Below are 22,526 nucleotides of genomic sequence, written 5' to 3'. Positions count from 1 at the left end.
TGCCGGTAACGTGCCCCTTACCTCCGTTCGTCCTAAGCTTGTCGAAGGGCGTGTTAGAGGCAATCCGCTTGGGCACGTGCTTCGACAAGCTCAGCACGAACGGGTTTGGGGAGCGCAGTCGCCAAAAAACCAAAAACCCCGCCAAGCCGTTGACCTGGCGGGGTTTTCGATGGTGGGCGTGGCAAGGATTGAACTTGCGACCCCTGCGATGTCAACACAGTGCTCTACCACTGAGCTACACGCCCGCCGGGAGTGGCGCTGTTAGCGGCGGGGGCGGGGTGGTGCAAGCCCCAAAACGCAAGCTTCTGCGTTCAACCGAGATCGAGCCGCTCGATGCGGTGGCCGCGCGCCTCCAGCCGGGCGCGGAGCGTCTCGCGCGCTTCGTCGCCCTCGCTGTCGCCGCGCGTCTCGACGTCGAGCGCGAGGCCGCCCGAGGGCGTGCGCTGGATCGTGGCGGTGCTCGCCAGCCAGCGCGGGTCGGACATCGACAGCTGGAACTCGCTGCCGAGCGGGGTGGACGGCAGGTCGAGGCGGGCGGCGAACTCGGCATGGGTGGTGGGGATGGTCGGCTGGGCCGCAGGCGTCGGCGTGGGGGCGGCGGGCGCCTCGGCAGCGATCGTGCGGTCGGCGGCGGCACCGGGGACGGCCTCGACCTGAGTCGGCGCTTGCTGCTTCCCGCGGTGCTGATCGTCGCCCATGAGGTCGAAGCGCGACTGCGGGTGCGGCTCGGCATGCGTCGCGCTGCCCTGGCCCTGGGTCGACGCTTCGCTGCGGTCGGTGTCGCCCTTCTTTTCGCGGCGGCTGAGCGCTTCCTCGAACCTGTCGCGGCGCTCGGGCTCGGCGGCGGTGCGGGTGTCGGTGCGCGCGCGGTTGGCGACGGGCGTGGCGGGGCGATCGTTGGCGATGGTGGTCATGCGGCTCTCCCGCGGGGCTGCTGGCATTCGTCGGCGCTGCGGCGCTCGGCGGCGCGGCCGGCGTCGCGGATCTGATCGGCGGCGAGGTCGGTGATGACGTCGCGGCGCGCCTGAGCCCGCATCCAGTCGCGGCGGGCCTGTTCGGCCGCCTGTTCTGCGGTGGCGAGCGCCTGCTGCGCCTGTTCGAGGTCGGCCACAGCGGCGGCGACCTGATCTGTGCAGCGATCCAGGTAGAGGCGGACGCATTCGTCGCCGGGGCGGGCGAAACGCGCCTCGGCCGCGGCAGCCGCGAGCGTGCGGGCCTTGGCGAGCGCCAGGTCGGCGTCGCGGACGGCGACCAGCGCCGCTTCGACCGCGGTGGCGGCGGCCTGAGCGGCGCGGGCGGCGCGATCGACGTCGCGGGCGCGCAGGCCCGTCAGGACGGTGAGCGGCGCGGTCATCCGAAGCTCCGCAGCAGCGCGTTGGTGGTCGCTGCGGCGACCGGCTCGTCATGGCGCTGGCGCAGGAACGCGTCGATCGCGTCGCGCGCGGCGATCGCGCGGTCGGCGGCGGCATCCTGGCCGGGCTTGTAGTCGCCGACCTGCAGCAGGATCTCGATCTCCGCGAGCTTGGACAGGTGAGCGCGCAGCGCCGTTGCTGCGGATTGCTGCGCAGCATCGGTGAGCTGGGTCATCAGGCGGCTCTGGCTGGCGAGCACGTCGATCGCCGGATAATGGCCGCGTGCGGCGAGCTTGCGCGAAAGATAGATGTGGCCGTCGAGCAGCGAGCGTACTTCCTCGCCGACGGGATCGTCGACCTCGTCCTCGAGCAGCACGGTGTAGAGCGCGGTGATCGCGCCCGTCTCATTGGCGCCGGCGCGCTCGAACAAGCGCGGCAACTCGGCAAAGACGGAGGGCGGGAAGCCGCGGCGGACGGGCGGCTCGCCGCTCGCGAGACCGATCTCGCGCAGGGCGCGGGCGAAGCGGGTGACCGAGTCCATGAGGAGAAGGACGTGGCGGCCTTCGGCACGGAGCCCCTCCGCAATCGCGGTGGCGGCATGGGCGGCGCGGGCGCGCTCCAGTGCCGGGCGGTCGGAGGTGGCGACGACGACGACGGAGCGGGCGAGCCCCTCCTCGCCCAGGTTGTCCTCGACAAACTCGCGCACCTCGCGGCCGCGCTCGCCGATCAGCGCGATGACGACGGCGTCGGCGCGGGTCTGGCGGGCGAGGGTGGCGAGCAGGGTCGACTTGCCGCCGCCGGCCGCGGCGAACACGCCGGTGCGCTGGCCGCGGCCGAGCGGCAGCAGGCCGTCGATGGCGCGAACGCCCGTCTCGACGCCGGTGTCGATGCGCGCGCGCGTCATCGGGTTGGGACTGTCGCCATAGAGCGGCCGAAACGCGTCGCCCTCGACCGGCGGGCCGCCGTCGAGCGGGCGGAGGCGCGCGTCGAGGACGCGGCCGAGCAGGCCGGGGCCGACGGGCACGCGATCGTCCCCGACGCGGACCACGACCTCGGTCTCGCTGGACAGCCCGCGCAGGTCGCCGAGCGGGGAGAGCAGCACCTCGCCATCGGCAAGGCCGACGACCTCGGCGGAAAGCACTTCGGCGCCGTCGCGGTCGAGGAGCGCGCAGGACTGGCCGATGCGTGCGGACAGGCCGGCGACGCGAATCGAGGTGCCGATCGCGCCGCGAACGCGGCCGCGCTGTTCGAAGGCGGGGGCCTCGCCCAACGTGCGGACGAGGTCCTGGACGCGTGCCTCAATGCTCATCGGTCACCCCCCAGCGCTCGCCGAGTTCGGCAAGCTGGCGATCGAGATCGGCAATGATGCGGCTGTCGGGGCCAGTTACGCGGCACTGGCGGTCGCCGAGCGTCGGGTCGACGCGGACGCTCGCTTCGGTACCGGGATCGAGGCGGGCGAGGCCGGCCTCGACCTCCGCGGCGATCGCGGGCGACACCTCGACCACGACGGGACCTTGCGGCACCACGGCGCGGGCGGCGCGGAGGGCGACGCCCTGCATCACTTCGGCATCGCCAAGGTCGCCCGCGATCTGGCGAAGCGCGGTGAGCGCGAGCGTGGCGATCTCGCTTTCCTCGTGCGCGCGGTGGGCGGCGCCCTGAGCGGCGAGCGCGGCAATCGCGTCGGCAAAGGCGGCGCGGCCGGCGGCATAGCCCTCGTCATGGCCGCGCTGGCGCGCTTCGGTTTCGGCCTGCGCGCGGGCAGCGTCAGCGGCGGCGGCGTCGGCCTGGAGCCGGCCGATCAGCGCGATCGCGTCGGTCAGGTGGGCGCGCTCGCCCGCCTTGACGATGGGACCGCGTGCGGCGAGCAGCGCGGTGTCGCTGCGATGGAGGACATAGCTCATGCGGCGATCGCCTCCGCCTGCGCGACGGCGGCCGCATCGGTCGGGCCGGTGGGCGTGTGCCCCATCGCGGCGGCGAGGGCGGGGGGCAGGGCGGCTTCGGCGAGGCGGCGGCCCGCTTCGCCGAGCAGCGTCGTGGGCGGCAGCGGGCCGCCGCCGCCGGGGGGCAGGTCGAGCACCGCCTCCAGCCGATCTTCACCCACCGCGGCGGCGAGGCCGCGCAGCGTCGCGCCGTCGATCACCTCGGGCAGCGCATCGCGCGCAGCGACGAGCGCCGCCACCCGCCAGACCCGCTCGCGCGCATCGGCGGGAAGCGAGGGCCAGCGCGGCCAGTCGGCGAGCTCGGCCAGGCTGACCGTCGCACGCGGCTTGCCGCGGAGCCGGTCTGCGCGGCTGACCGCGACGCCGGCGGCCCGCGCGGTCGCGAGCCCCGCGAACAGGCGCGCGCGGCTCATCCCTGTGTCTCGACGACGGCGGGCACGTTGCCGCGGCGGCGACGACGCAGGAACAGCACTACCGGCCAGGCGACGACGCCGAGGACGAGGAGGATGCGCACCAGCGGCGTGTCGAACTGCGCCACCGACAGGTCGCGCTGGACGGGCGCGGCCTGGCTGGGGAACATCACGACCGAGACCTTGTCGTACTGGAGCCCCTCGACCGAGTTGGTGACGAGGCTCTTGATCGCGCCTGTCTGGCTGCGAAGCTCAAAGCCGGGCTGATACTTGACGAACACCGCCGCCGAGGACGGCTTGGTCTTGTCGGACAGCGGGTCGGTTTCGGGGATCGCCAGGTGGACGCGCGCCTCGACCACGCCGTCGATCGCGCTGACGGTGCGGCTGAGTTCCTGGCTGAGGCCGTAGATCAGCCGCGCGCGCTCCTCGATCGGAGAGGAGACGAAGCCCTTCTTGGCGAACACGTCGCCCAGCGACTGGAATTCGTCGCGGGGCAGGCCGTTGGCCTTCAGCACCTCGACCGCGCGGGCGAACTGGTCGGGGCTGACCGCCACCGCCCATTCGCCCTCGCCCGAGCTTTGCTTGCTGGCGCTGATGTTGGCGCTGCGCAGCGCCGCGATCATCTCGTTCGCCTGCGGTTCCTTGAGCTTGCCATAGACCTCCTGGTCGCCGCAGCCCGACAGGGTCGCGGCGGCGAGGAACAGTCCGATCGGCATCAGTCGGCGCATCAGGCCGTGCATTGAACTTCTCCCGTCCGCCTCAGCTCTGCTGGCGGAACAGCTGCTGGACACCGTCCGAGCTGCGATTGGCGATGTTCGAGGTGAGCTGGCAGTGGAACATGAATTCCTGGCAGCGCATGGTGAGCTCGACGATCTCGCCGGGCGTCAGCTCGCCGCCGGAGCTTTCGGCGGTGCGGGCATAGTCCGACACCGACTTGGCCTCCGTGTTCACCTTGTCGAGCGTGCTGAGCAGGTCCTTGACCGCGGGGGGCACGTCGCTGGACCCGCCGACGCGCTGCGCCTGCTGGGCCGCCATGGCGTTCTCGAACTGGGCGGCGGCCTGTGGCCCCACCTGCTGCGGCATGGCGGGGGCGATGTCGAAGCTCTTGGCCCCGACCATCTCCGGCGATGCCGCCTGGGCGGCGATGGCTTCGATCGACATGGCGCTCAGCTCTTGCGCGCCATCGTTTCGAGCGCCTTCGAGACGCTGTCGAGCGAGGTGTGCGAACTGTTCGACAGAAAGCTCATCTTCATCGATTCGGCGGTCAGCTGGGTGATGGCCGAGGGCGTGTCGCCGCCATTGTTGGCCATGATGTCGCTGCGCTGCTCGATGGCCGACGCCTGACGGTCGAGCGCATTGCCCCAGGCGGCGGCGAATGCCTCGAACCAGTTGCCGGGCGCGTTGCGGTTGCTGCGCTGGCTGGTCAGCGGGCTGGCCGCGAGGGACGAAAGGTCGGTGTTGACCGGCATGTTGTTGATCTGGGTCACGGGTTACTCTCCTTCGGGGGTTCAGAGACGCAGTTCTTCGACGCGGCCGTCCTTTTCGAAGCGGACGAGACCGGCTTCGACGGCAACGAGGCGATGACCCGTCGGCAGCACCGCGCCGGGGAACCAGCGCGAGCCGTCGGCGGTGACGATGTGGCCGGGATCCTCGACCACGGTGGCGAGGCCCGATCCGCTCGAGGCGAACAGGGTCTGGAGCGGGTTGCCGCCGCGATTGTCGTCGACGCGGAAGCTGACGCGGCGAAGGCCGGGCAGGTCGCGCGACAGGATCTGGCGGAGCTGATCCTGGCGGTCGGCAGGCAGATAGGGCGCCTCGACCGCGATGCCGCCAAGCCCCGAGGGGACGGCGCGGGCGTCGAGGCCCTGTGCCGTGAGGATGTCGGTCGCGGCGCTTGCGAGGCTCTGGGCCGAGCTCACGTCGACCATGACGGGGCCGTATGCCTTGGCGGCGATCTCCCGCACGCGGGCGATGTCGCCCTCGTCCTCGACCGCGCCCGCGACGACCAGGCCACCGGCGGGGTTGCGCGTGACCTCCAGCGCGCGGAAGCCGGCCTCCTGATAGGCGCTTTCCAGCGCGGCGGGGCCGCCGAACTGCTCCTCGATGAACGCGCCGGTAGGGCCGGCGGCAGCGGCGACGAGCATGATCGCGGCGCTGGCGATGGCGACGTGGAAGGCGCTGACGCGGTCGGCAACGGTGGACAGCGCGGTGCGGCCCACCTGCTCGGCACGGTCGAGCATGCTGGGTGCGGCGAGCGGCGCGACAGGCGCGGCGCACGGGCCGACCGCGACGCTCTCCGCATCGGTCCAGCGCGGCGATTCGCGCTCGCCATGCGCGATCAGATGTTCGCCGAGGCGGAAGGGAAGGTAGGAGGGCAGCCGCGCCTCATCCCCTTCGCCCAGCGTCCGGCCGAGCAGCTCGGCCTGGCCAGACAGCACGCGCAGGCTTGCCGAACCCTCGCCCAGCGTCAGCTCGACCGCGCAGCCCTGACAGCCGGCGCCGCGCAGGACGACGTCGTTGGCAAGGCCGTGGCCGATGCAGACGCGCCGGTCGCGGGCGAGCGGATAGTCCTTGCCGGCCAGGCGCCCGCCGACGATGCGGAGGACGGCGGCGAGGTCGCTGGCGGGGGTCTGGCGATGTTGGGTCATGGTTTGCCCTTCGTGGCCTTTTCGAGAACCGGCGGCGTCAGCGGATTGCCGCTGGGAAGCCGTGCGGAGACTTCGCTGATCCCGCCCGCCGGCGGCAGCGCTGCAACGGCGCCGCCCTGCTGCACCTGATCCAGGCGGATGATGCGCGGGGTGATGAGGAACAGCCGTTCGGTCTGGCGACGGCTGCGGCTGCGCGTCTTGAACAGCTCGCCCAGCAGCGGGATGTCGCCGAGCAGCGGGATCTTGGATTCGGCGTCGAGTTGCTGGTTGACGGTCAGGCCGCCGAGCAGCAGGCCCTCGCCCTCGTTGATCATCGCCTGGGTGTTGACGCTGGCGCGCTCGACCACGGGGATGTTGTCGACCTCGCTGTCGAGCAGCGTGCCGTCCTCGACACCCACGACCATGCGGATGCGCTGCTGGCCATTGTCGACCAGGACGTGCGGGTTGACGCGCAGCACCGTGCCCGCGGTCACGTTGAACAGGTCGACCTGGCGATCGCCGGCGATGCGGACGTAGAAGGTGCGCGTCCGGTCGAACACCGCCTCGATATTCGACAGGGTGACGATCTGGGGGCGGGAGACGATCTTGGCCGCGCCCTTTCGCTCCAGCGCGGAGATGCGGCCGATGAACTCGCGATTGGCGCCGATCACGCCCGACAGCGACAGGCCTTCGTTGGGCGCGCCAAAGCGGTTGGTGTCGGTGTTGGGGTTGCCCGAGCGGCGCAGGATGTCGCCGCCGAACAGCGCGTTGAAGCCCTGGCTGCGGATGCGCCAGTCGATGCCCAGATCGCGCAGCTTGTTGATGTCGAGGTCGATGATCGTCGCCTCGAGCTCGACGATCTGCGGCGCGATGTCCAGCGCGCGAACCAGCCCTTCATAGGCCGGCATGTTCTCCGGCCGGTCGCGGACGATGATCGCGTTGAGCGACGGGTCGATGGCGATGCGCGGGCCGCCCTGCGGGCTCGGCTCGCGCGCGCTGGCGACAGGGACGGGCTGCGTCGGCGGCAGGCCCAGATACTCGTCGTCATAGGGGGCGAGCTGCGCCGTCTGGCCGAGGTCGGGCGCGACGCTGTTGAGGCCGCGGCCGCCCAGGCGCTGCGCGCTCTGGCGGATCGTGCGACCGCCATAGGTGCCGCCGACGACGCCCGACACCGACGAGCCGTCGCCCATGATGCGGCTGAGCGAGGTGCCGACCCCCGGCACCGTCAGCTCGCGTCCGCCCGCCACCAGCTTGGTATCGTCTGCCCGGGCATAGCGCAGGTAGAAGACGCGCAGCTCATAGGGTTCGATGTAGGAGGGCCCCTGCGCCGCCGCCGGCGTGATCTGCGCCGTCTGCGGACCGACGCCGCCGCCGGGAAGGCCGCGGGTGGGCGCGGCGGCGGCGAGCTGCTGCACCTGGTCGAGGAAGCGCGGCACGCCGGTCGCGAGGATCGTGGCGTTGCCGGTGGGGCGGACGCGGTTGGTCGCGTCGGCAAGGCCCGCATCGGCGACGCCGGCGGCAAGCTCCGGCGCGCGGCCCGCGGGAACGGAGACGGTGCGGCTCTCGACCTGGTCGCCCGAATACACCGTGACGACCGAGCCGTCATAATAAGCGACGAGGTTGAAGGCGCGCGCCACCTGGCTCCATACCTGTGCCGGCGCGCCCGAAAAGCGGCCGTTGATCTTGCCCGTCACGCGCGCGTCGACGTTGACCGTCAGCCCCGCCGCGGAGAAGAATTCGCGCACGAACGCGCCGACGTCCTGGTTGCGCGGGGTGAGCGTCACCGGGCGCGTGCGGAACGGCGGGTCGGCGGCGATGCCGGGCTGCGGTGCCAGCAGCGCGAGCGCCGCAATCGCCGCGGTGGCGGTGCCGGTCAGCGTGAAAGTCCGTGCAAGGCTCACTCAGTCGCTCCCATGTCATTGTTCTCAAGGGCGGCAGGGGTCCGGTCGAGCTGGCCGACGACGTCGAGGGGGATCGACGGCGACAGCTCGTTGAAGGCGAGGATCGGCACCTCGAAGAGGTCCGGGCCGACCAGGCGGCGGAGCGGACGGCGCAGTTCGAACGCGGTCAGCACCGCGCGCGCGCCGGTCGAGGCGACCTGCTCGCGCAGCATCGCGATCATCTGGCGCGCATGCTCGGGCTCCATCGCCAGGCGGGCGACGCCGTCGATGGTGCGGACATTGTCGCGCAGGAACCGCTCGAGCGCGGCGCCGACGACGAGGACGGGGAAGCGTCCGTCGACGACATGCGGCAGCGACAGATAGCGCTTGAGCGAATTGCGCGTGAGGTCGGCGATCGGGATCGCGTTGCGTTCCGACTGGCCCGCCTCGGCGATCGCCTCCAGCACGTCGCGCATGTTGCGCAGCGGCACTTCCTCTTCGGCGAGAAGGCGCAGCACTTCGGCGATCTTGGAGGCGGGGACGGCGCGAACGACTTCCTTGACGACGTCGGGATAGTCCGCGCCGACGCGGTTGAGCAGCGCCGTCGTTTCCTGAAGGCCGAGAAAGCGGCCGATCTCGCGGCGGAGGACCGCCTCCAGCGCAGGCGCGACCTGGGTCAGGTCCTCGCCCTCGATCGCCCCGCTGGCGACGGGGGCATCGTGGACATAGGCGGCCCACTTGCCCGGCTCGCCCGCCGGCAGCGCCTTGGGCTCCATCGCGGCGGCGGGAAGCGGCAGGCCGGTGCGTGCCTGGACACGCTCCAGCATCGCGGTGATCCCCTCCGCCAGCGCGGCGACGCGCGCGGCGTCGAGGCCGGGCGCCGCCACCTCGATCAGGAGCGGGCGGACCTGGCGCGGGGCGGGGGCGCGGACTTCGAGCTCGGTCGGCATGACCGCGGGTCGCTGGTCGACCCGCGCCCATTTGCCGTCGATCCACGCGCGCGTCGTCGGGTGCTGCATCGCCCCGCCGCCGAGCAGCGCGAGCGCAAGGCCGAGGAAGACGAAAACCGGGAAGCCGGGGATCAGGCTCATCAGGACGCAGATGCCGCCCGCGATGAACAGCACGCGCGGCTTGCCGGTGATCTGTGCGGCGATGGCGGGGCCAAGATCGCGTTCGGCCTCTTCATCCGTCGTCCGTGTGACGAGCAGGCCCGCGGCCATCGCGCTGAACAGCGCGGGAAGCTGTGCGACCAGGCCGTCGCCGATCGTCAGGATCGAATAGGTCTCGACCGCCTCGCCGATCGCCATGCCGCGGGAGAACATGCCGACGGCAAGGCCGCCGATCAGGTTGACGAGCACGATGACGATCGAGGCAATGGCGTCGCCCTTCACGAACTTCATCGCACCGTCGAGGCTGCCGTGAAGCTTCGATTCATTCTCCAGCGTGCGGCGACGCGCGCGCGCCTCGTCCTTGGTGATGAGGCCCGAGCGCAGGTCGCTGTCGATCGACAGCTGCTTGCCGGGCATCGCATCCAGGCTGAAGCGCGCCGCGACCTCGGCGACGCGCTCGGCGCCTTTCGAGATGACGATGAATTGGACGATCGTGATGATGAGGAACACCACCATTCCGACGACGAGCTCGCCGCCCGCCACCATCTCGCCGAACTGCTGGACGATGTGGCCGGCATGCGCCTCGGTCAGGATCATCCGCGTTGCGGCGATCGACAGCGACAGACGGAACAGCGTGCTGAGCAGCAGCACCGTCGGGAAGGTCGAGAAGTCGAGCGGCTTGGAGATGTAGAGCGCGCTCAGGAGCAGCATCACGCCGATGGTGATGTTCGCCGCGATCAGGATGTCGAGCACGAGCGCCGGCAGCGGCAGGATCAAGAGCGCGACGATCGCGATGACCCCGCCGACCAGCAGCATGTCGGCGGCGCGGAAGCTGCCGCGCGGCAGCCGCGTCAGTATGGAGAGCGTACTCACCGCGCGAGCCCCGCCTGGCGATAGCCCTGATAGCGGGACATCACCTTGCGCACATAGGCCTGCGTCTCGGCATAGGGGGGTACGCGGTTGCCGTAGCGCGCGACCGCACCCTCGCCGGCATTGTAGGCGCCGAGGATCAGGTCGAAGTTGCGGCCGTAGCGCTTCTGGAGCCGCTTGAGGTGGCGCGCCCCCGCATCGACGTTGACCGCCGGATCGAACAGCGCGACCGGCTGGACGCCCAGGCCGCGGCCGGTGGCGGGCATGATCTGCATGAGGCCGCGCGCGCCGACATAGCTGACGGCCTTCGGATTGCCGGCCGATTCGGTGGCGATGATCGCGTGGAGGAACAAGGGATCGACCTTGTACGCGGCGGCGGTGCGGAAGATGTGCGCGTCATAGCTGCTGACGGGCACCCGGCCGCCGCTGTGCGACGAGATCACGACCGGCGTCTTGGCGCGGCGTTCGCGGGCGCGCTTCTTGGCGGGTGCCTCGTCCTCATCCTCGACACCGATGATGCGCGCGACGCTGAGGTCGGCCGGCAGCACGGTGGGTGGCACATGGACGATGCGGTTGCCGCAATTGCTGAGCGCGGCATAGCGTTCGGACGCGCGGACATTGGCAACGCGCACCTGGTCCTCGACCGGGCACTCGATGAAGTAACGCTCAGCTTCTTTCTTCAGCTTGCGTGTCGCCTTGTCGTCGTCACGCCCGGCTGCCAAAGAAGGCGTAAAGAATACCGACAGCAATGCGCCGGCAATCGCGACCTTATAGTTCGACTTCTTCACGGGTTCGCCCCTCCATCGACGGCCACGCGAACGCGGCAATCAGGTTCGATCCGTGCAACGAAGGCGGCATCGAAGAACGCCGAACCGCCATGTCCCCGCTCAGCCGCCTAGCGACCGAATGTTGCTCAAATGTTGCGCTTTTCGGCGAGATGAAAGCGTGGAGCGTTCAAATGATGCAAAAAACCCGACGAACCGAATGAACCTTCGGGCAGCTACAATCATCCATTCGGGTCAGCGAGTTGGTTGCGCACTCGTAACGTCGCGGGGCGAAAACCGTTCATCGACCTGGCCGCGAATCTGCTTGACCGCCGCATTTCGGCCACGTCTTTTAAGGGTCATTACTTGCCCGTGCGACGAAGTCCCCGTCCCACAACGCCCCTGTTGGGCGGACTCGATGATCCAACGCCGCGACGCCCCAGGGCTGCGCGGCGCTGGCGGAGTAACGGATGGCGGACAAGAATCAAGGCGGCGACAAGACCGAAAAACCGACCGCCAAGCGGCTGCGCGATGCGCGGCTGAAGGGCGATATCGCCAAATCCAAGGACATGAGCGCGGCGATTGCGATGGTCGCCTGGGGTGTCCTGTTCATGCTCGGCGCGGGGCTGATCGCCGCGCGGATCGCCGACTTTGCCGAACTCAGCCTGGCGCATGCGACCGAGACCTCGTTCGAGGCGACGGTGGCGACGCTGGGCGCCAGTGCCTTCGTGCTGGTGCTGACGGTCGCCGCGATCGTGCTGATCCCGGCGACGCTGGCCGGCGTGGCGGGCGAGTTCGTCCAGACCGGCGCGCTGGTCACGACCGAGAAGCTCAAGCCCGAGCTGTCCAAGCTCAACCCCGTCGAGGGGCTGAAGCGGATGTTCAGCCCCGACAATTTGTTCGAGTTGCTCAAGACGCTGATCAAGGCATCGCTGGTGATCGCGATCACGGGCGGTGTCCTCTATGCCTCGATCGACAAGTTCGCGGCGCTGATGCACGCGGCGGGCTGGGGCCTCGACAGCCGGGCGGGGCCGCGGCTCGCGCAGTCGATCCTGGAGCTTACCCAGTCGCTGACGCTGCAACTCGTCGGCTGGACGGTCGCGGTGTTCCTGGTGGTCGCCGCCGCCGACCGCGCTTGGGTCCAGCATCGCTACGTCAAGAAGCTGATGATGAGCCGCCGCGACATCCGGCAGGAGCATAAGGACAATGAAGGCGACCCGATGCTCAAGCAGCAACGGCGCCAGATGCACGAGGAATGGGCCAACCAGAACGCCGTCGCCGCGGCGGGGACCGCCAACGTGCTGCTCACCAACCCGACGCACCTGGCGGTCGCGCTGGACTACGCCCCCGAAGACTGCCCGGTGCCGGTGATCGCCGCCAAGGGCGAGGGGCCGCTCGCCGCCGCGATGCGCGCAGAGGCGGAGGCGAACGGCGTGCCGATCGTGCGCAACATCCCGCTCGCCCGCACCGTCTTTGCCACGGCGGGCGTCGGCGACGTCATCCCGGAGGACCAGTTCGACGTGATTGCCGAGATCATCCTGTGGGCGCGCCGCGCCCGCGCCGACGAAACGCCGCGCCTGCGTGAGGACGGCCATGGGGAATGGGCATGAGCGTGTGGACCGTGTTGTCGAGCCTGCTCGCCGTCATCATCGCGCTGGCGGTGGTGCTGGGGCTCGCCTTCGTCCTGCTGAAGGGACTGCGTCGCTGGCAGGACCGCTTCCAGACCGCCGAGAGCGAGGGTGAGCGGCCGATCCGCTTCCTGCGCGCGATGCCGCTGGGGCAGACCGAGCGCGTCGTGCTGATCGAGGCGCGCGGCGAGGTCATGCTGGTCGGCGTGACCGCGGGCGGCATCAGCCTGCTCAAGAGCTGGCCCGCGGGTGAGCCGGAGCCGCTGGCATGACGCTGACGCTCCCCGCGATCGATCCGGCCGAGGCCGAACTGCGGCGCGTCGCGCTGGCGGCATTGAACGGCGTGCGCGTCGACGGGCTCGTCCTGTCGGCGCGGATCGATGCCGAGCCTGAGCGGCGCGGCGACTGGCTTCGCTTCCACAATGGCGCGGCGCTGGCGGTCGACCGGCTGGACGGCGCGCCGCTGCGGCTCGACGCCGGCGACGGCGTCGGCGCGGCGGCGGCGATCGAGCGGGCCGAGCCGCTGGTCGCCGCGATCGAGGCGGCGCTGGGCCTCACGCTCGATCCCGACACGCTGGCCGCCGAGCCCGGCGAAGGGGTGATCGTCACGATCGACCATGGCGGCGCCTCCCGTCTTCGCCTCTCGGTGCCGACCACGCTGGCGCTGCTGCCGGCGCGCCCTGACTTCGCGCCGGAGCTGATCGCCGCACTCTCGCTGCCGGCGATGCTGAGTGTCGAGGGACCGAAGCTCGCGCCGCATGACGCTGCCTCGCTCGCACCCGGTGACCTGCTGCTGCTGGGCGGCGCGTCGCTGCCCGCGCGGCTGACGGTCGCGGGCCGGACCTGTTCGGGGCGGTTCGATGCCGCCCGATCCGCCTTTCACATCCATTCCATCGGAGCATCCTGAATGCAGGACCTGACCGAACGCCCCGCCGCTGCCGAACCGGCTGCGCCGCCGCCACCCGACGCGCGCTTCGGCGTGTCCGTCACGATCGAGATTGATGCGGGCGCCCTCGCGCTCGGGCAGATCCAGGGACTGGCGGCCGGCAGCGTCGTGCCCGTCGATGCCGCCACCGACGGCGGCGGCATCCCCGTCCGCCTGCTCGCCGCGGGCAAGCCGTTCGCGCGCGGCACATTGGTGTCGGTGGGCGATGCGTACGGCGTCCTGATCGGGGATTGATCGATGGACCTCTCGGCCTTCACGCCCGGCACGGCGCTCGTCACCGTCGTGCTCATTGCGCTGGCGCCCTTCTTCGCGGTGATGGTGACGAGCTTCACCAAGATCGTCGTCGTGCTGAGCCTGGTGCGCAATGCATTGGGGCTTCAGCAGGTGCCGCCCAATCTCGTCCTCAACGGGCTGGCGCTGATCCTGTCGCTCTATGTCATGTATCCGACGATCCAGCAGATGCAGGTTGCCGCCGGGCCGAACGTCGCGGCGAGCGCGCAGCAGGCCGATCAGATCTTTTCCACCGCCGACCGCGCCAAGGAGCCGCTGCGCGCCTTCCTGATCGAGCATAGCGATCCCGGCGAGCGCGAGTTCTTCGTGCGTACGCAGGCGCGCGTTGCCGCCAAGACCAACACCCAGGCGGCGGCGCCGACCGACTTCATCGTCGTCATCCCGGCCTTCATCGTGAAGGAACTGACGACGGCGTTCCAGATCGGCTTTCTGTTGTTCCTGCCGTTCCTCGTCATCGACCTGGTCATCTCGAACATCCTGTTGGCGCTCGGCATGATGATGTTGTCGCCGGTGACCATATCCTTGCCGTTCAAGCTCCTGTTGTTCGTGCTGGTCGATGGGTGGGTGAAGATCAGCCACAATCTGGTGCTGAGCTATGTTTGAGAGCGGCGGGCAACCTCCGTTCGTCCTGAGCTTGTCGAAGGACGTGTCTCGGGCGTCGGCGCTTCGGCGCACGTGCTTCGACAGGCTCAGCACGAACGGGGTGGGTAGGGCTGACCCACATCCCGTTCGTCCTGAGCTTGTCGAAGGACGTGTCTGGGGTGTCGGCGCTTCGGCGCACGTGCTTCGACAAGCTCAGCCCAAACGGTGGATCAGGGCGGGGCAAGTGGCATGACCGAGTCCATCCTCTCCGTCACCACGCAGGCCCTGTGGCTGGTCCTCCTGCTCTCCGCGCCGCCGATCATCGCGGCGTCCGCTGTGGGCCTGCTCGTCGCGATCGTGCAGGCGGCGACGCAGCTTCAGGAACAGACGCTGCAATATACGCTGAAGTTCTTTGCGGTCGTCGCGACCTTGTTCGTCACCGCGGGGCTGCTCGGCGGCAGCCTCTATACGTTCAGCGACCAGATCTTTTCGGGCTTCGCGGGGATGGTGCGCAGCTGATGGGGGGTGGCATCGCGTCGCAGCCCTGGGGTGCGCAGTTGCTGCTCGTCGCGCTCGCCTCGGCGCGGTTCGGCTTCGCGTTCGTGCTCGTTCCGGTGTTCGCCAAGGACATCATCCCGCCGACCGTCCGCAACGCGATCATCCTGACGCTGGGCGGCGTCGCCTTCGTCATGCAGCCGTCGGTCGACCCCAACGCGATGGGCGCGATCCAGTGGGCACGGATGCTGCTCAAGGAAGCCGCCGCCGGCCTCGTCATCGGCTTCTTCTTCGGCACGCTTCTCTGGGCGATCGAGGCGGCGGGCGAGATCATCGATGCCAAGGTGGGCGCGACGATCGGCCAGATCCTGGAGCCGATGGGTGGCAACATGACCTCGCTGAACGGCGCCTTTCTCGGACGGCTGGCCAATGTCATCTTCGTGGCGTCGGGCGGGTTGCTGCTGCTCGTCGGCACGGTGATCGAAAGCTATGCGATCTGGCCGATCGCCGCGGATTGGCCCAGTCTGGACATGGGGTCGCTGCGCGTCTTCGAAAACGAGTTCGGACGGCTGATGATGCTTGCCTTCCTCGTCTCGGCACCGGTCATCATGGTGCTCTATGTCATCGATGCCGGCCTCGGGCTGCTCAACCGCTTCGCGCAGCAGCTCAACGTGTTTTCGCTGTCGCTGTCGCTCAAAAGCTGGGCGGCGACGTTGCTGATCGTCATGCTGGTGCCCGCGATCGCGCAGGCGGTGGTCAACGACCTCGCCCAGCGCGGCGGCGTGGTGAAGGCGGTGATCGGAGCATTAGCGCGATGAGCGAGGACAGTTTCGACCCCGCCGAGGAAGCGCGCCTTCGCGAGCTGATGCGGCTCCTGCGCAAGGCCGATGCGGTCGCCGCCGAGGAAGAGGAGCTGATCGGCGAGTTCCGCATTCCCAAGAGCCGCATCCCCGCGCGCCACATCGAGTCGATCCAGACGCTGACCCGGACGGAAGCGGCGGTCCTCCGCTTCCTGGGCTGGGGGCGCGCCAATGCCGACATCGCGACGCTGCTCGTCATCAGCGAGAACACGGTGCGCGTCCACCTCAACAACATGTGCCGCAAGCTGGAGCTGGACGGCGTGCGGGAGCTGATCGCGCTCGCCGGCGTGCTGTTCCATCCGCTCAGCTAAGCGATTCGACTAGGCCGCTAGTCGGATCGGTGAGTGTGGCGGCGGGGCGGATCGGCGAAAAGGATGGGGACGGCGGCGCAGCGAAGCCGCCCGGTACAGACGGTTTCAAGGAGACAGACGATGTTCGGTTTCGGCGGTATCAACCCGGTTTCGCTCCTCGCCACCTCGATGCTCGGCCCGGTGGGCGGGATCGTCAGCCAGCTGGCGATGCAGATGGTGTCGCAGATCGGCCAGCAGTTCATCCAGCAGCTCGGCCAAAACCTGGGGCTGCCGCAGTCGGCGATCGACATGGCGCAGGGCGCGTTCGCCGGCTCGATGGGCGATGTTCAGGGCTCGGCCCAGAACCTCGACCAGGCAATCGAACAGCTCGGTCGCGAGACGGGTGCCAGCCCGGCCGAGATCGGCGATCAGCAGCGCGAGCTCAACGAATTCATCCAAGACATGGCGCGTGACGTGTCGGAGGGTGACGATGCCAAGTCGGCGCGCGGCGGCGGCAAGGCGCCAGGCTGGCTGATGGCGATCGCACGCTCGCTCGGGTCGACACTCAACGAGCTGGGTGACGAAATGGAATCGCTGTCGCAGCAGATCAAGGACGGCGACGCGAGCCTTTCGACCGAGTTCACGACGGTCGCGCAGCAGTTCAGCATGGTCTCGAACGCCGCCAGCACGTCGATCAAGGCGATCGGTGAAGCGATGGCGAACATGGCGCGTAAGCAGTAATTCATCGCGCTATCGACACATGTCGGGGGTTCGGCCTTGCGGCTGGACCTCCAACATGGTCCAACGATTGCGGAGGTTCCCATGCGTTTCAAGATGTTGGCAGCCGCACTGATCCTTTCACCGGTGGCCATTCCGGCGGCGGCGCAGGATATTTCCCCGGCGATGGATCCTGTCCAGGCGGGACTTGGCGAGGTCATGAACCACGGCGTCCGCGAGGCCTATCGTAACGGTGGCCAGCGCACGTCGCGCAGTCGCACCTCGCGCAGCTCGGCCGCCGCCACCTGTGCCAATCGCGGTCGTGCCGCCGCGAATCTGGGCGCGAACCACCCCAAGGTGCAGCGTCTCAACGCGCTGTGCGCACGTGCGGGATACTAACCGCGCCGACATTCGGGAGACGGCGTCATGGTCGCTTCGATCAGTGGAGAGCTGACCAGCCTTCGGTCACAGCTCGGAGTCCGGACGCCCGGCGAGCAGAAGTCAGACGACGATATGGGCGACTTGGCCGACAGTGCGGGTCACGCAATGGTACGCAGCGAAACCGCTTCGCCGCCGCGCGTCGCGCATGGCGAAACGGGTCCCGCGGGTGACAATAGCGATCCCGATGCGGCCACCGCCGATGGGGTCGGGTCGACCCGCGGATCGGTCGCGTTCGACGAGGCCGATGGACGCCATCGCGCAGGCCTGAATTGAGGCGACGAGGCAGGCCGGTGACAACGATCCCCAAACTTGTGGCGCTCGCGTTGCTCGTGGGCGCCTGCGCAACGAGCGCCGGCGCGCAGGAGCTTCCCACGACGCAGCTTCAGGACCACGGCCAAGCCGTGCTGCACGGCGCCACGACGCGCTCGATCCTGCGCGCGAACCAGGGCAATCGACGCGGCGAACGATCGAACGCGGCGATCGCGCGCGCGAAGTGCGCGGCCGCGACGCGACGTGTCGCGGCTGGCGCCGGCGATCCGGCATTGCTGCGGCTGTGCGCGCGTGCCGGCTATCGCTAAACAGAGTCTTCCATGATCCGCTTGCCGACCGTGCTTCGGTCCATCTTGATCCCTGCCCTCGGCGCGGCCGCAATCGTCGGCGCCTTACCGGCATCGGCGCAGATCGACCCCGTGGCGACGGGGCAGGGCGCGGTGCTCAGTACGACGATGCGCGCGCATTCGTCGCGCAGCGGCCGAGCGGCATCGCGCGCGGAAACCTCTGCGAAGGCGCGGTCGACCTGCGCACAGCGCGCCTCGATCCGCGCGCGCTTCGGCGCCGACGATCCGCGCGTGAAGCAGATGTACGCGCTTTGCGACCGGCTCGGCTATTGATCGTCCGGCCGCCGTCTCGCCACGCCTAATCGTTCCGACTATCCCTCATAAGCGTTTCGCGGAGCGCGCTTCGCGCCCCTCACTGGCACAACGCTGATCGGGAAGAGACATGACGATCGACCGCATCCATACCGGGCCGCTTGGCCCCATCGACCCGGCGGGTCGCGACGGCCGCTCGCCCGCCAGCGTGGGCGAGGCGAGCGTCCGCGGCGTGGCCCTGGCGGTGGTCGGTCGGATCCTGGGCGAGTTGGGGATCGATGGCCGGGGCCGCGTGCCCTCCGCCGACCCCTATCGCCTGCGAGAGGTCGCCGACATGGCGGCCGGTCACTTCCCCGGCAGCGCACCGGCCGCGGAGGGCGAGCTGATGCGCGCCATCGAGGCGCTCGCGGGAACGATCGCCGCCCATATGGCGGCGCGCGTCGACGGGAGCACGCTGGAGCGCGTCGACGATGCCCTCGCGGCCTATGCCCCCGGCCGCGAGGGCGTCGAAGGCGTCGCCGAGTTTCTGGACGAAGTCACCGCCCGGCTGGAAGCGTCGCGCTGATCCGCGCGCGTCCTGCCGATCCCCGAACGACAGGAAAGGACGCAACGATGATCGACGCGAGCTTCAAGGCAGGGTTCATGGCCGGCGCCGCCGCAAGCCAGCTGGGCGCCGCCGCCGGGCTGATGATGGGCGGTCGAATCGCCGCGCAGTTTGCCGACCGGCTGGAAGCGGGCGCGCTCGCCTTTCGCGCGCTCGCCAGCGCGTATCAGGTGCAGGCGGGGCAGATGACGGGCGGCAGCTTCTCGGCCATCCCGCAGGCGAGCTGGCAGGCGCAACTGACCGGCGAGCATACCGGCGGCATCGACCTGGGCGACGGGTACACGCTCCAGCTCGACGAGCGGAATTCGGAAATCACGATCCGCAACGACAACACCGGCGAGACCACGCGCATCTGGGGCGACCCGCATGTCGAGGTCGACGGCAAGCACGTCTACGACTTCTGGGGCCAGACCACCTTCCAGCTCGAGAACGGGACCAAGATCACGATCGGCACCGAGCCGTTCGGCGACAATCCCGACGCCTATGTCGCGTCGAAGCTGACGATCACCAACGGCGACAATGCGATCGTGGTCGACGGGATCAGCCAGAACCAGCTCGGCGACCTGTCGGTGTCGATGTCGCAGAACGGCCAGGCGCTGGACGCGGCGACTCGCGACGGGTTCGTGCTTCAGGAGAATGCGACCGGGTCGGGCTGGCGGTCGGAGCTGACCGGCGAGGTCGCGACGCAGGCCGATCTGGACGCGACGCGGCCGGGTGGGCTCTATGGTCCCGACAGCATGATGCCGAGCTTCGGCGAGATCGGTCAGTTCCTGGGCGCTTTCCTGCTGTTCGGCATGGCGGTCGAGATGGGCACGGCGCTGGACGGCCCGGCACGCGAGCCGTTCCGCGAATTGCCGCTGCTGGTTTGAGGTTGCGTGCTCCCGCGCAGGCGGGAGCCCAGGGCGCCAAGTGGTAGCGATCGTGGCTCTGGGCTCCCGCCTTCGCGGGAGCACTTTCATTTTGTACCCCGGCGGAGGCCGGAGCCCAGTTGGAGCGTCTCTGCTGGTGCGCGAAACAATTCGGGCTTTCCCAACTGGGCCCCGGCCTTCGCCGGGGCACAATGCTGGCTAGCGCGGCGGCTTTGTCCGCTCGCGAATGAGGGCGAGCACTTCCAGCGGTACCGGGCGCGCGCCTCGCGCACCGGCCGGCGGCCAGGCGCCTTCGATCGCCATCCTCGCGATCTGACGATCATGCGGCACCGGCTCGGGCCAGCCGAGCGCGCGGAGTCGGCCGGCGAGCGCCTGCTTTGCGGCAAGCTCGGTGGGATCGTCGGTCGTGGTCGGCCCGACCACCGCGGCGCCGAGGTTCGCCCCACCCGCGTCAATCGCGAACGGGTCCGCGCCGGCGTCGAGCAGCGCCGCGGCGATGCGGAAGCGTTCCTGATCCAGGGCGATGTGGAGCGCGCGCCGTCCGGTCCGCTCGAGCGCTTCGAGGTCGAGCCCTGCGGCGATCAGCATCTGCGCCCGGGCCAAGTCGTTGAGGCCGATCACCGTGCGGATCGGCAAGATCGGCGCGCCGCGCGGGTTGGGCGAGGCGCCGCGCTTCAGCAGCAGTCGCGCCATGGCGTCATCCTTCGCCCGCAGCGCCAACGTCAGCGGCAGACCGCCACCATCGCCATCGGGCGAGGCACCGGCGTCGAGCATCAGTGCCACGCCCTCGACACGGCAGCCCGCCACGGCATGAGCGAGCAGCTCGCCGCGCTTTGCCGCGCCGGGATCGGCTTCGATCAGTCGCCTGGCCTCGTCGACTCGCCCGCTTGCGAGCGCCGTCGCCAGATCGGGCGCAGGCGACGTGGCCGGGTCAGGCAGCTCGGTGCCGGGACGGAAGCACGCCGCGGCCGGGCTTTCGGCACAGCCGCTCATGAGGAGCGGAAGGAGGGCAAGAGCGACGCGCACACGGCCCCCAAGCGCGGCGGGCGCGGCTTGGTTCCGGTCAGAGCGCGTTGGCGCCCGCGACCACCCAGTCGATGCCATGGCGATCGATCGCGTTCAGCCCCTCGAACCAGTTGACGCCTTCGGGTCGGACGGAGGGGAGCGCGTGCTGCGTCCCATAGGCCTCCGGCGCGTCGGCGATCAGCCCGCCGACGATGCCGCCGACGCCAAAGCCGATCGCACGGTCGCCGCCCTGCTGGAGCACATGCAGGATCTCGCCGGGAACGTGGAAGGCGTCGACCGAGGCGGTGCCGCGGCCACTGGCGGCGGCGATCGCGCGCGCGTCGGTGATGGTGTCGCCCGACAGGCCCGCGGCGTTGAAGGTCACCGCCTCGCGCCCGCTCGCCACCGCCGCGGCAGAGGCGAGCCCGCCGCCCAGCGAGTGGCCGGTGAAGCTGACCTGCTCGTCGCTTCGGGCGATCTGCTTGCCGATCTCCAGCGCCTTGGCATAGCTTTCGGAGTTGAGGCCGAGCGCCTGCTGGACGTTGTTCTTCCAGTCCTCGCCCGTCTGCGATCCGCGAAAGGCGACGACATAGTCGGTGCTCGCGCCGCTGCCCGTCGCATAGACGCGGGCACGGAACGAGGAGCCGGGCTGCTCCAGCATCTCGGGCGAGAGGCCGAGACGGTCGAGGTCGGCGGCGCTCGCCTCGCGATAGCCGGCGGGCGGCGTCGCCTCGGCACGATAGACGTCCTCGGACAGGAGCGCGTTGGCGCGGACCTGATCTGGCGAGAGGCCGTCATTCGCAGCTATCCGCGAGGCGGCTACGGGGGCGAGCATCGGCTGGGGCGACAGCGCGCTCGGCTGAGGCGTCGCGGGGGCGATGCGGGCGGCGGCGGCTTCGATCATCGCGGACGACTCCTGAGAGGATGTCCGGAGGGTAGGCGCATGAGGCCAGCGGCAACATAGTCGCAACGACTAGGTCAGGCCGGGACGCGCTCGCCTTCGCGCAGGGTGAGCACCTCGACGCCAGTCGCCGTGACCGCGACGGTGTGTTCGAACTGGGCCGAGAGGCGGCCGTCGCCGGTCACCACGGTCCAGCCGTCGTCGAGCGTCTCCACGCGGCGCGTGCCCTGGTTGAGCATCGGCTCGATCGTGAAGGTCATGCCCTCGCGCAGCAGCGTGCCGGTGCCCGGCCGACCGAAGGCGGGGACAGCGGGCGCCTCGTGCATCTCGCGGCCGATGCCGTGGCCGCAATAGTCGCGCACGACCGAATAGCCGTGGCGCTTTGCGTGGCGCTCGATCGCGTGGCCGATGTCGCCGACATGGTTGCTGGGGCGGACTTGACCGATGCCCTTCCACATCGCTTCCTGCGCGACCTTGACCAGGCGGCGGGCGGCGGGGGCGGCGTCGCCGACGATGTAGGTCTTGCTCGAATCGGCGATGAAGCCATGCTTTTCGAGCGTGATGTCGAGGTTGACGATGTCGCCTTCGCGCAGGATCACGTCTGCGCTCGGCACACCGTGGCAGACGACCTGGTTGATCGAGCAATTGAGGACATGGCCATAGCCATATTGCCCCTTGCTCGCGGGCCGCGAGGCGAGATCCTCGGTGATGAACCGCTCGACCAGCGCATCGACTTCGAGCGTCCACATGCCGGCAAGGTCCTGTTCGTCGAGCATCTCGAACACACGCGCGAGCAGCCGCCCGGCATTGCGCATTAGCGCCAATTCGTCCCGCGTCTTGACCATGTCAGGCGGCGGCGAGGTCGGGCAGGTCGATGTCGGCGGCGGCAAGCTGCATCCGCACGATCTCGTTGAAGGTGAGCGTCGGGTTCGCCTCGGCGAGCATGCCCATCTTCATCCAGAACTCGGCCTGCGCATTGATCGAGCGGCACATGACGGCGCTCGCCCGCCGGATCTCGGCGTGGAGCGTTTCGTCGATCTTCACGATGCCCATCGGGGTTCCTTCGGCGGAAGAGT

The 22,526-nt window shown here is 69.7% G+C and carries 31 protein-coding genes and 1 tRNA gene; 15 read left to right on the top strand and 17 right to left on the bottom strand.

All coding sequences use genetic code 11. The annotated features are described in order from the left end of the window. Positions 1–170: 170 nt before the first annotated feature. The 13 genes from RS883_RS11850 to RS883_RS11790 form a co-directional block, all read right to left on the bottom strand. Positions 171–245 (bottom strand) — tRNA-Val (locus RS883_RS11850). A 66-nt stretch (positions 246–311) separates the two neighbouring features. Then, complete coding sequence (locus RS883_RS11845; RefSeq protein WP_315760399.1) at positions 312–914, bottom strand: hypothetical protein; 603 nt, start codon at positions 912–914, stop codon at positions 312–314. After that, complete coding sequence (locus RS883_RS11840) at positions 911–1,354, bottom strand: hypothetical protein (protein ID WP_315760398.1); 444 nt, start codon at positions 1,352–1,354, stop codon at positions 911–913. The genes RS883_RS11845 and RS883_RS11840 overlap by 4 nt, the downstream gene beginning before the upstream one ends. Further along, positions 1,351–2,661 (bottom strand): FliI/YscN family ATPase, encoded by a 1,311-nt coding sequence (locus tag RS883_RS11835; protein ID WP_315760397.1) that lies wholly within the window; start codon positions 2,659–2,661, stop codon positions 1,351–1,353. Before RS883_RS11835 ends, RS883_RS11840 begins: the two co-directional genes overlap by 4 nt. Further along, the gene (locus RS883_RS11830) at positions 2,651–3,253 is read right to left on the bottom strand and encodes a hypothetical protein (RefSeq protein WP_315760396.1); all 603 of its coding nucleotides are present in this window, start codon (positions 3,251–3,253) and stop codon (positions 2,651–2,653) included. Before RS883_RS11830 ends, RS883_RS11835 begins: the two co-directional genes overlap by 11 nt. Next, positions 3,250–3,705 carry a hypothetical protein gene (locus tag RS883_RS11825; RefSeq protein ID WP_315760395.1) on the bottom strand — a complete coding sequence of 152 codons (456 nt, stop codon included), beginning with the start codon at positions 3,703–3,705 and terminating at the stop codon, positions 3,250–3,252. The genes RS883_RS11830 and RS883_RS11825 overlap by 4 nt, the downstream gene beginning before the upstream one ends. Continuing rightward, positions 3,702–4,442 carry a type III secretion system inner membrane ring lipoprotein SctJ gene (sctJ, locus tag RS883_RS11820; RefSeq protein ID WP_315760394.1) on the bottom strand — a complete coding sequence of 247 codons (741 nt, stop codon included), beginning with the start codon at positions 4,440–4,442 and terminating at the stop codon, positions 3,702–3,704. Before sctJ ends, RS883_RS11825 begins: the two co-directional genes overlap by 4 nt. A 19-nt stretch (positions 4,443–4,461) precedes the next feature. Beyond that, entirely contained in the window at positions 4,462–4,863 is a 402-nt protein-coding gene (locus RS883_RS11815) for a hypothetical protein (protein ID WP_315760393.1), read from the bottom strand. Positions 4,864–4,868: 5 nt separating this feature from the next. Next, on the bottom strand, positions 4,869–5,189 hold the full coding sequence (locus RS883_RS11810; RefSeq protein ID WP_315760392.1) for a hypothetical protein: 321 nt from the start codon (positions 5,187–5,189) through the stop codon (positions 4,869–4,871). 21 nt (positions 5,190–5,210) lie between these two features. Beyond that, complete coding sequence (locus RS883_RS11805) at positions 5,211–6,350, bottom strand: hypothetical protein (RefSeq protein WP_315760391.1); 1,140 nt, start codon at positions 6,348–6,350, stop codon at positions 5,211–5,213. Beyond that, on the bottom strand, positions 6,347–8,230 hold the full coding sequence (gene sctC, locus RS883_RS11800; protein WP_315760390.1) for a type III secretion system outer membrane ring subunit SctC: 1,884 nt from the start codon (positions 8,228–8,230) through the stop codon (positions 6,347–6,349). The genes RS883_RS11805 and sctC overlap by 4 nt, the downstream gene beginning before the upstream one ends. Further along, positions 8,227–10,191, bottom strand: a complete 1,965-nt coding sequence (locus RS883_RS11795; RefSeq protein ID WP_315760389.1) for a flagellar biosynthesis protein FlhA — start codon at positions 10,189–10,191, stop codon at positions 8,227–8,229. Before RS883_RS11795 ends, sctC begins: the two co-directional genes overlap by 4 nt. Further along, positions 10,188–10,976, bottom strand: a complete 789-nt coding sequence (locus tag RS883_RS11790) for a lytic transglycosylase domain-containing protein (RefSeq protein ID WP_315760388.1) — start codon at positions 10,974–10,976, stop codon at positions 10,188–10,190. Before RS883_RS11790 ends, RS883_RS11795 begins: the two co-directional genes overlap by 4 nt. Positions 10,977–11,422: 446 nt before the next feature. On the opposite strand from RS883_RS11790, the gene RS883_RS11785 reads away from it, so the two are divergent. The 15 genes from RS883_RS11785 to RS883_RS11715 all read left to right on the top strand — a co-directional run bounded on the left by RS883_RS11785 (position 11,423) and on the right by RS883_RS11715 (position 19,544). Beyond that, positions 11,423–12,562 (top strand): EscU/YscU/HrcU family type III secretion system export apparatus switch protein, encoded by a 1,140-nt coding sequence (locus RS883_RS11785; protein WP_315760387.1) that lies wholly within the window; start codon positions 11,423–11,425, stop codon positions 12,560–12,562. Beyond that, complete coding sequence (fliO, locus tag RS883_RS11780) at positions 12,559–12,852, top strand: flagellar biosynthetic protein FliO (protein ID WP_315760386.1); 294 nt, start codon at positions 12,559–12,561, stop codon at positions 12,850–12,852. The genes RS883_RS11785 and fliO overlap by 4 nt, the downstream gene beginning before the upstream one ends. Then, the gene (locus RS883_RS11775; protein ID WP_315760385.1) at positions 12,849–13,487 is read left to right on the top strand and encodes a hypothetical protein; all 639 of its coding nucleotides are present in this window, start codon (positions 12,849–12,851) and stop codon (positions 13,485–13,487) included. The genes fliO and RS883_RS11775 overlap by 4 nt, the downstream gene beginning before the upstream one ends. Next, complete coding sequence (locus RS883_RS11770) at positions 13,488–13,760, top strand: FliM/FliN family flagellar motor C-terminal domain-containing protein (RefSeq protein WP_315760384.1); 273 nt, start codon at positions 13,488–13,490, stop codon at positions 13,758–13,760. Between the two features lie 3 nt (positions 13,761–13,763). Beyond that, a complete protein-coding gene (gene sctR / locus RS883_RS11765) occupies positions 13,764–14,420 on the top strand; it encodes a type III secretion system export apparatus subunit SctR (RefSeq protein WP_315760383.1) in 657 nt (218 codons plus the stop codon). 228 nt (positions 14,421–14,648) lie between these two features. Continuing rightward, positions 14,649–14,918, top strand: a complete 270-nt coding sequence (gene sctS, locus RS883_RS11760) for a type III secretion system export apparatus subunit SctS (protein WP_315760382.1) — start codon at positions 14,649–14,651, stop codon at positions 14,916–14,918. Continuing rightward, positions 14,918–15,712, top strand: a complete 795-nt coding sequence (sctT, locus tag RS883_RS11755) for a type III secretion system export apparatus subunit SctT (RefSeq protein WP_315760381.1) — start codon at positions 14,918–14,920, stop codon at positions 15,710–15,712. Before sctS ends, sctT begins: the two co-directional genes overlap by 1 nt. Next, the gene (locus tag RS883_RS11750; RefSeq protein WP_315760380.1) at positions 15,709–16,065 is read left to right on the top strand and encodes a helix-turn-helix transcriptional regulator; all 357 of its coding nucleotides are present in this window, start codon (positions 15,709–15,711) and stop codon (positions 16,063–16,065) included. Before sctT ends, RS883_RS11750 begins: the two co-directional genes overlap by 4 nt. 120 nt (positions 16,066–16,185) lie before the next feature. Then, a complete protein-coding gene (locus RS883_RS11745) occupies positions 16,186–16,785 on the top strand; it encodes a hypothetical protein (RefSeq protein ID WP_315760379.1) in 600 nt (199 codons plus the stop codon). Positions 16,786–16,866: 81 nt separating this feature from the next. Beyond that, a complete protein-coding gene (locus RS883_RS11740) occupies positions 16,867–17,160 on the top strand; it encodes a hypothetical protein (RefSeq protein ID WP_315760378.1) in 294 nt (97 codons plus the stop codon). A gap of 27 nt (positions 17,161–17,187) precedes the next feature. Continuing rightward, on the top strand, positions 17,188–17,475 hold the full coding sequence (locus tag RS883_RS11735) for a hypothetical protein (protein WP_315760377.1): 288 nt from the start codon (positions 17,188–17,190) through the stop codon (positions 17,473–17,475). Positions 17,476–17,492: 17 nt separating this feature from the next. Beyond that, positions 17,493–17,780: a hypothetical protein gene (locus tag RS883_RS11730; RefSeq protein ID WP_315760376.1), complete on the top strand. Its 288-nt coding sequence runs from the start codon at positions 17,493–17,495 to the stop codon at positions 17,778–17,780. A 45-nt stretch (positions 17,781–17,825) separates the two neighbouring features. After that, positions 17,826–18,092, top strand: coding sequence for a hypothetical protein (locus RS883_RS11725; protein ID WP_315760375.1), 267 nt, complete (start codon positions 17,826–17,828; stop codon positions 18,090–18,092). Between the two features lie 109 nt (positions 18,093–18,201). Continuing rightward, complete coding sequence (locus RS883_RS11720; protein WP_315760374.1) at positions 18,202–18,636, top strand: hypothetical protein; 435 nt, start codon at positions 18,202–18,204, stop codon at positions 18,634–18,636. Between the two features lie 47 nt (positions 18,637–18,683). Further along, positions 18,684–19,544, top strand: coding sequence for a DUF1521 domain-containing protein (locus RS883_RS11715; RefSeq protein WP_315760373.1), 861 nt, complete (start codon positions 18,684–18,686; stop codon positions 19,542–19,544). Between the two features lie 198 nt (positions 19,545–19,742). On the opposite strand, the gene RS883_RS11710 is transcribed toward RS883_RS11715, so the two are convergent. The 4 genes from RS883_RS11710 to RS883_RS11695 all read right to left on the bottom strand — a co-directional run bounded on the left by RS883_RS11710 (position 19,743) and on the right by RS883_RS11695 (position 22,503). Then, entirely contained in the window at positions 19,743–20,537 is a 795-nt protein-coding gene (locus RS883_RS11710) for a hypothetical protein (RefSeq protein WP_315760372.1), read from the bottom strand. Between the two features lie 70 nt (positions 20,538–20,607). Beyond that, on the bottom strand, positions 20,608–21,453 hold the full coding sequence (locus tag RS883_RS11705) for an Mbeg1-like protein (protein ID WP_315760371.1): 846 nt from the start codon (positions 21,451–21,453) through the stop codon (positions 20,608–20,610). A 74-nt stretch (positions 21,454–21,527) separates the two neighbouring features. Further along, entirely contained in the window at positions 21,528–22,295 is a 768-nt protein-coding gene (gene map / locus RS883_RS11700; protein WP_315760370.1) for a type I methionyl aminopeptidase, read from the bottom strand. 1 nt (position 22,296) lies between these two features. Further along, a complete protein-coding gene (locus RS883_RS11695) occupies positions 22,297–22,503 on the bottom strand; it encodes a ParD-like family protein (RefSeq protein WP_315760369.1) in 207 nt (68 codons plus the stop codon). Between the last annotated feature and the right edge of the window lie 23 nt (positions 22,504–22,526).

The sequence above is a fragment of the Sphingomonas sp. Y38-1Y genome, assembly GCF_032391395.1.
Lineage (GTDB): Bacteria > Pseudomonadota > Alphaproteobacteria > Sphingomonadales > Sphingomonadaceae > Sphingomonas.
The sequence above is the reverse complement of the archived record's forward strand: the minus strand, read 5'-3'. Positions and strand labels throughout refer to the sequence as shown.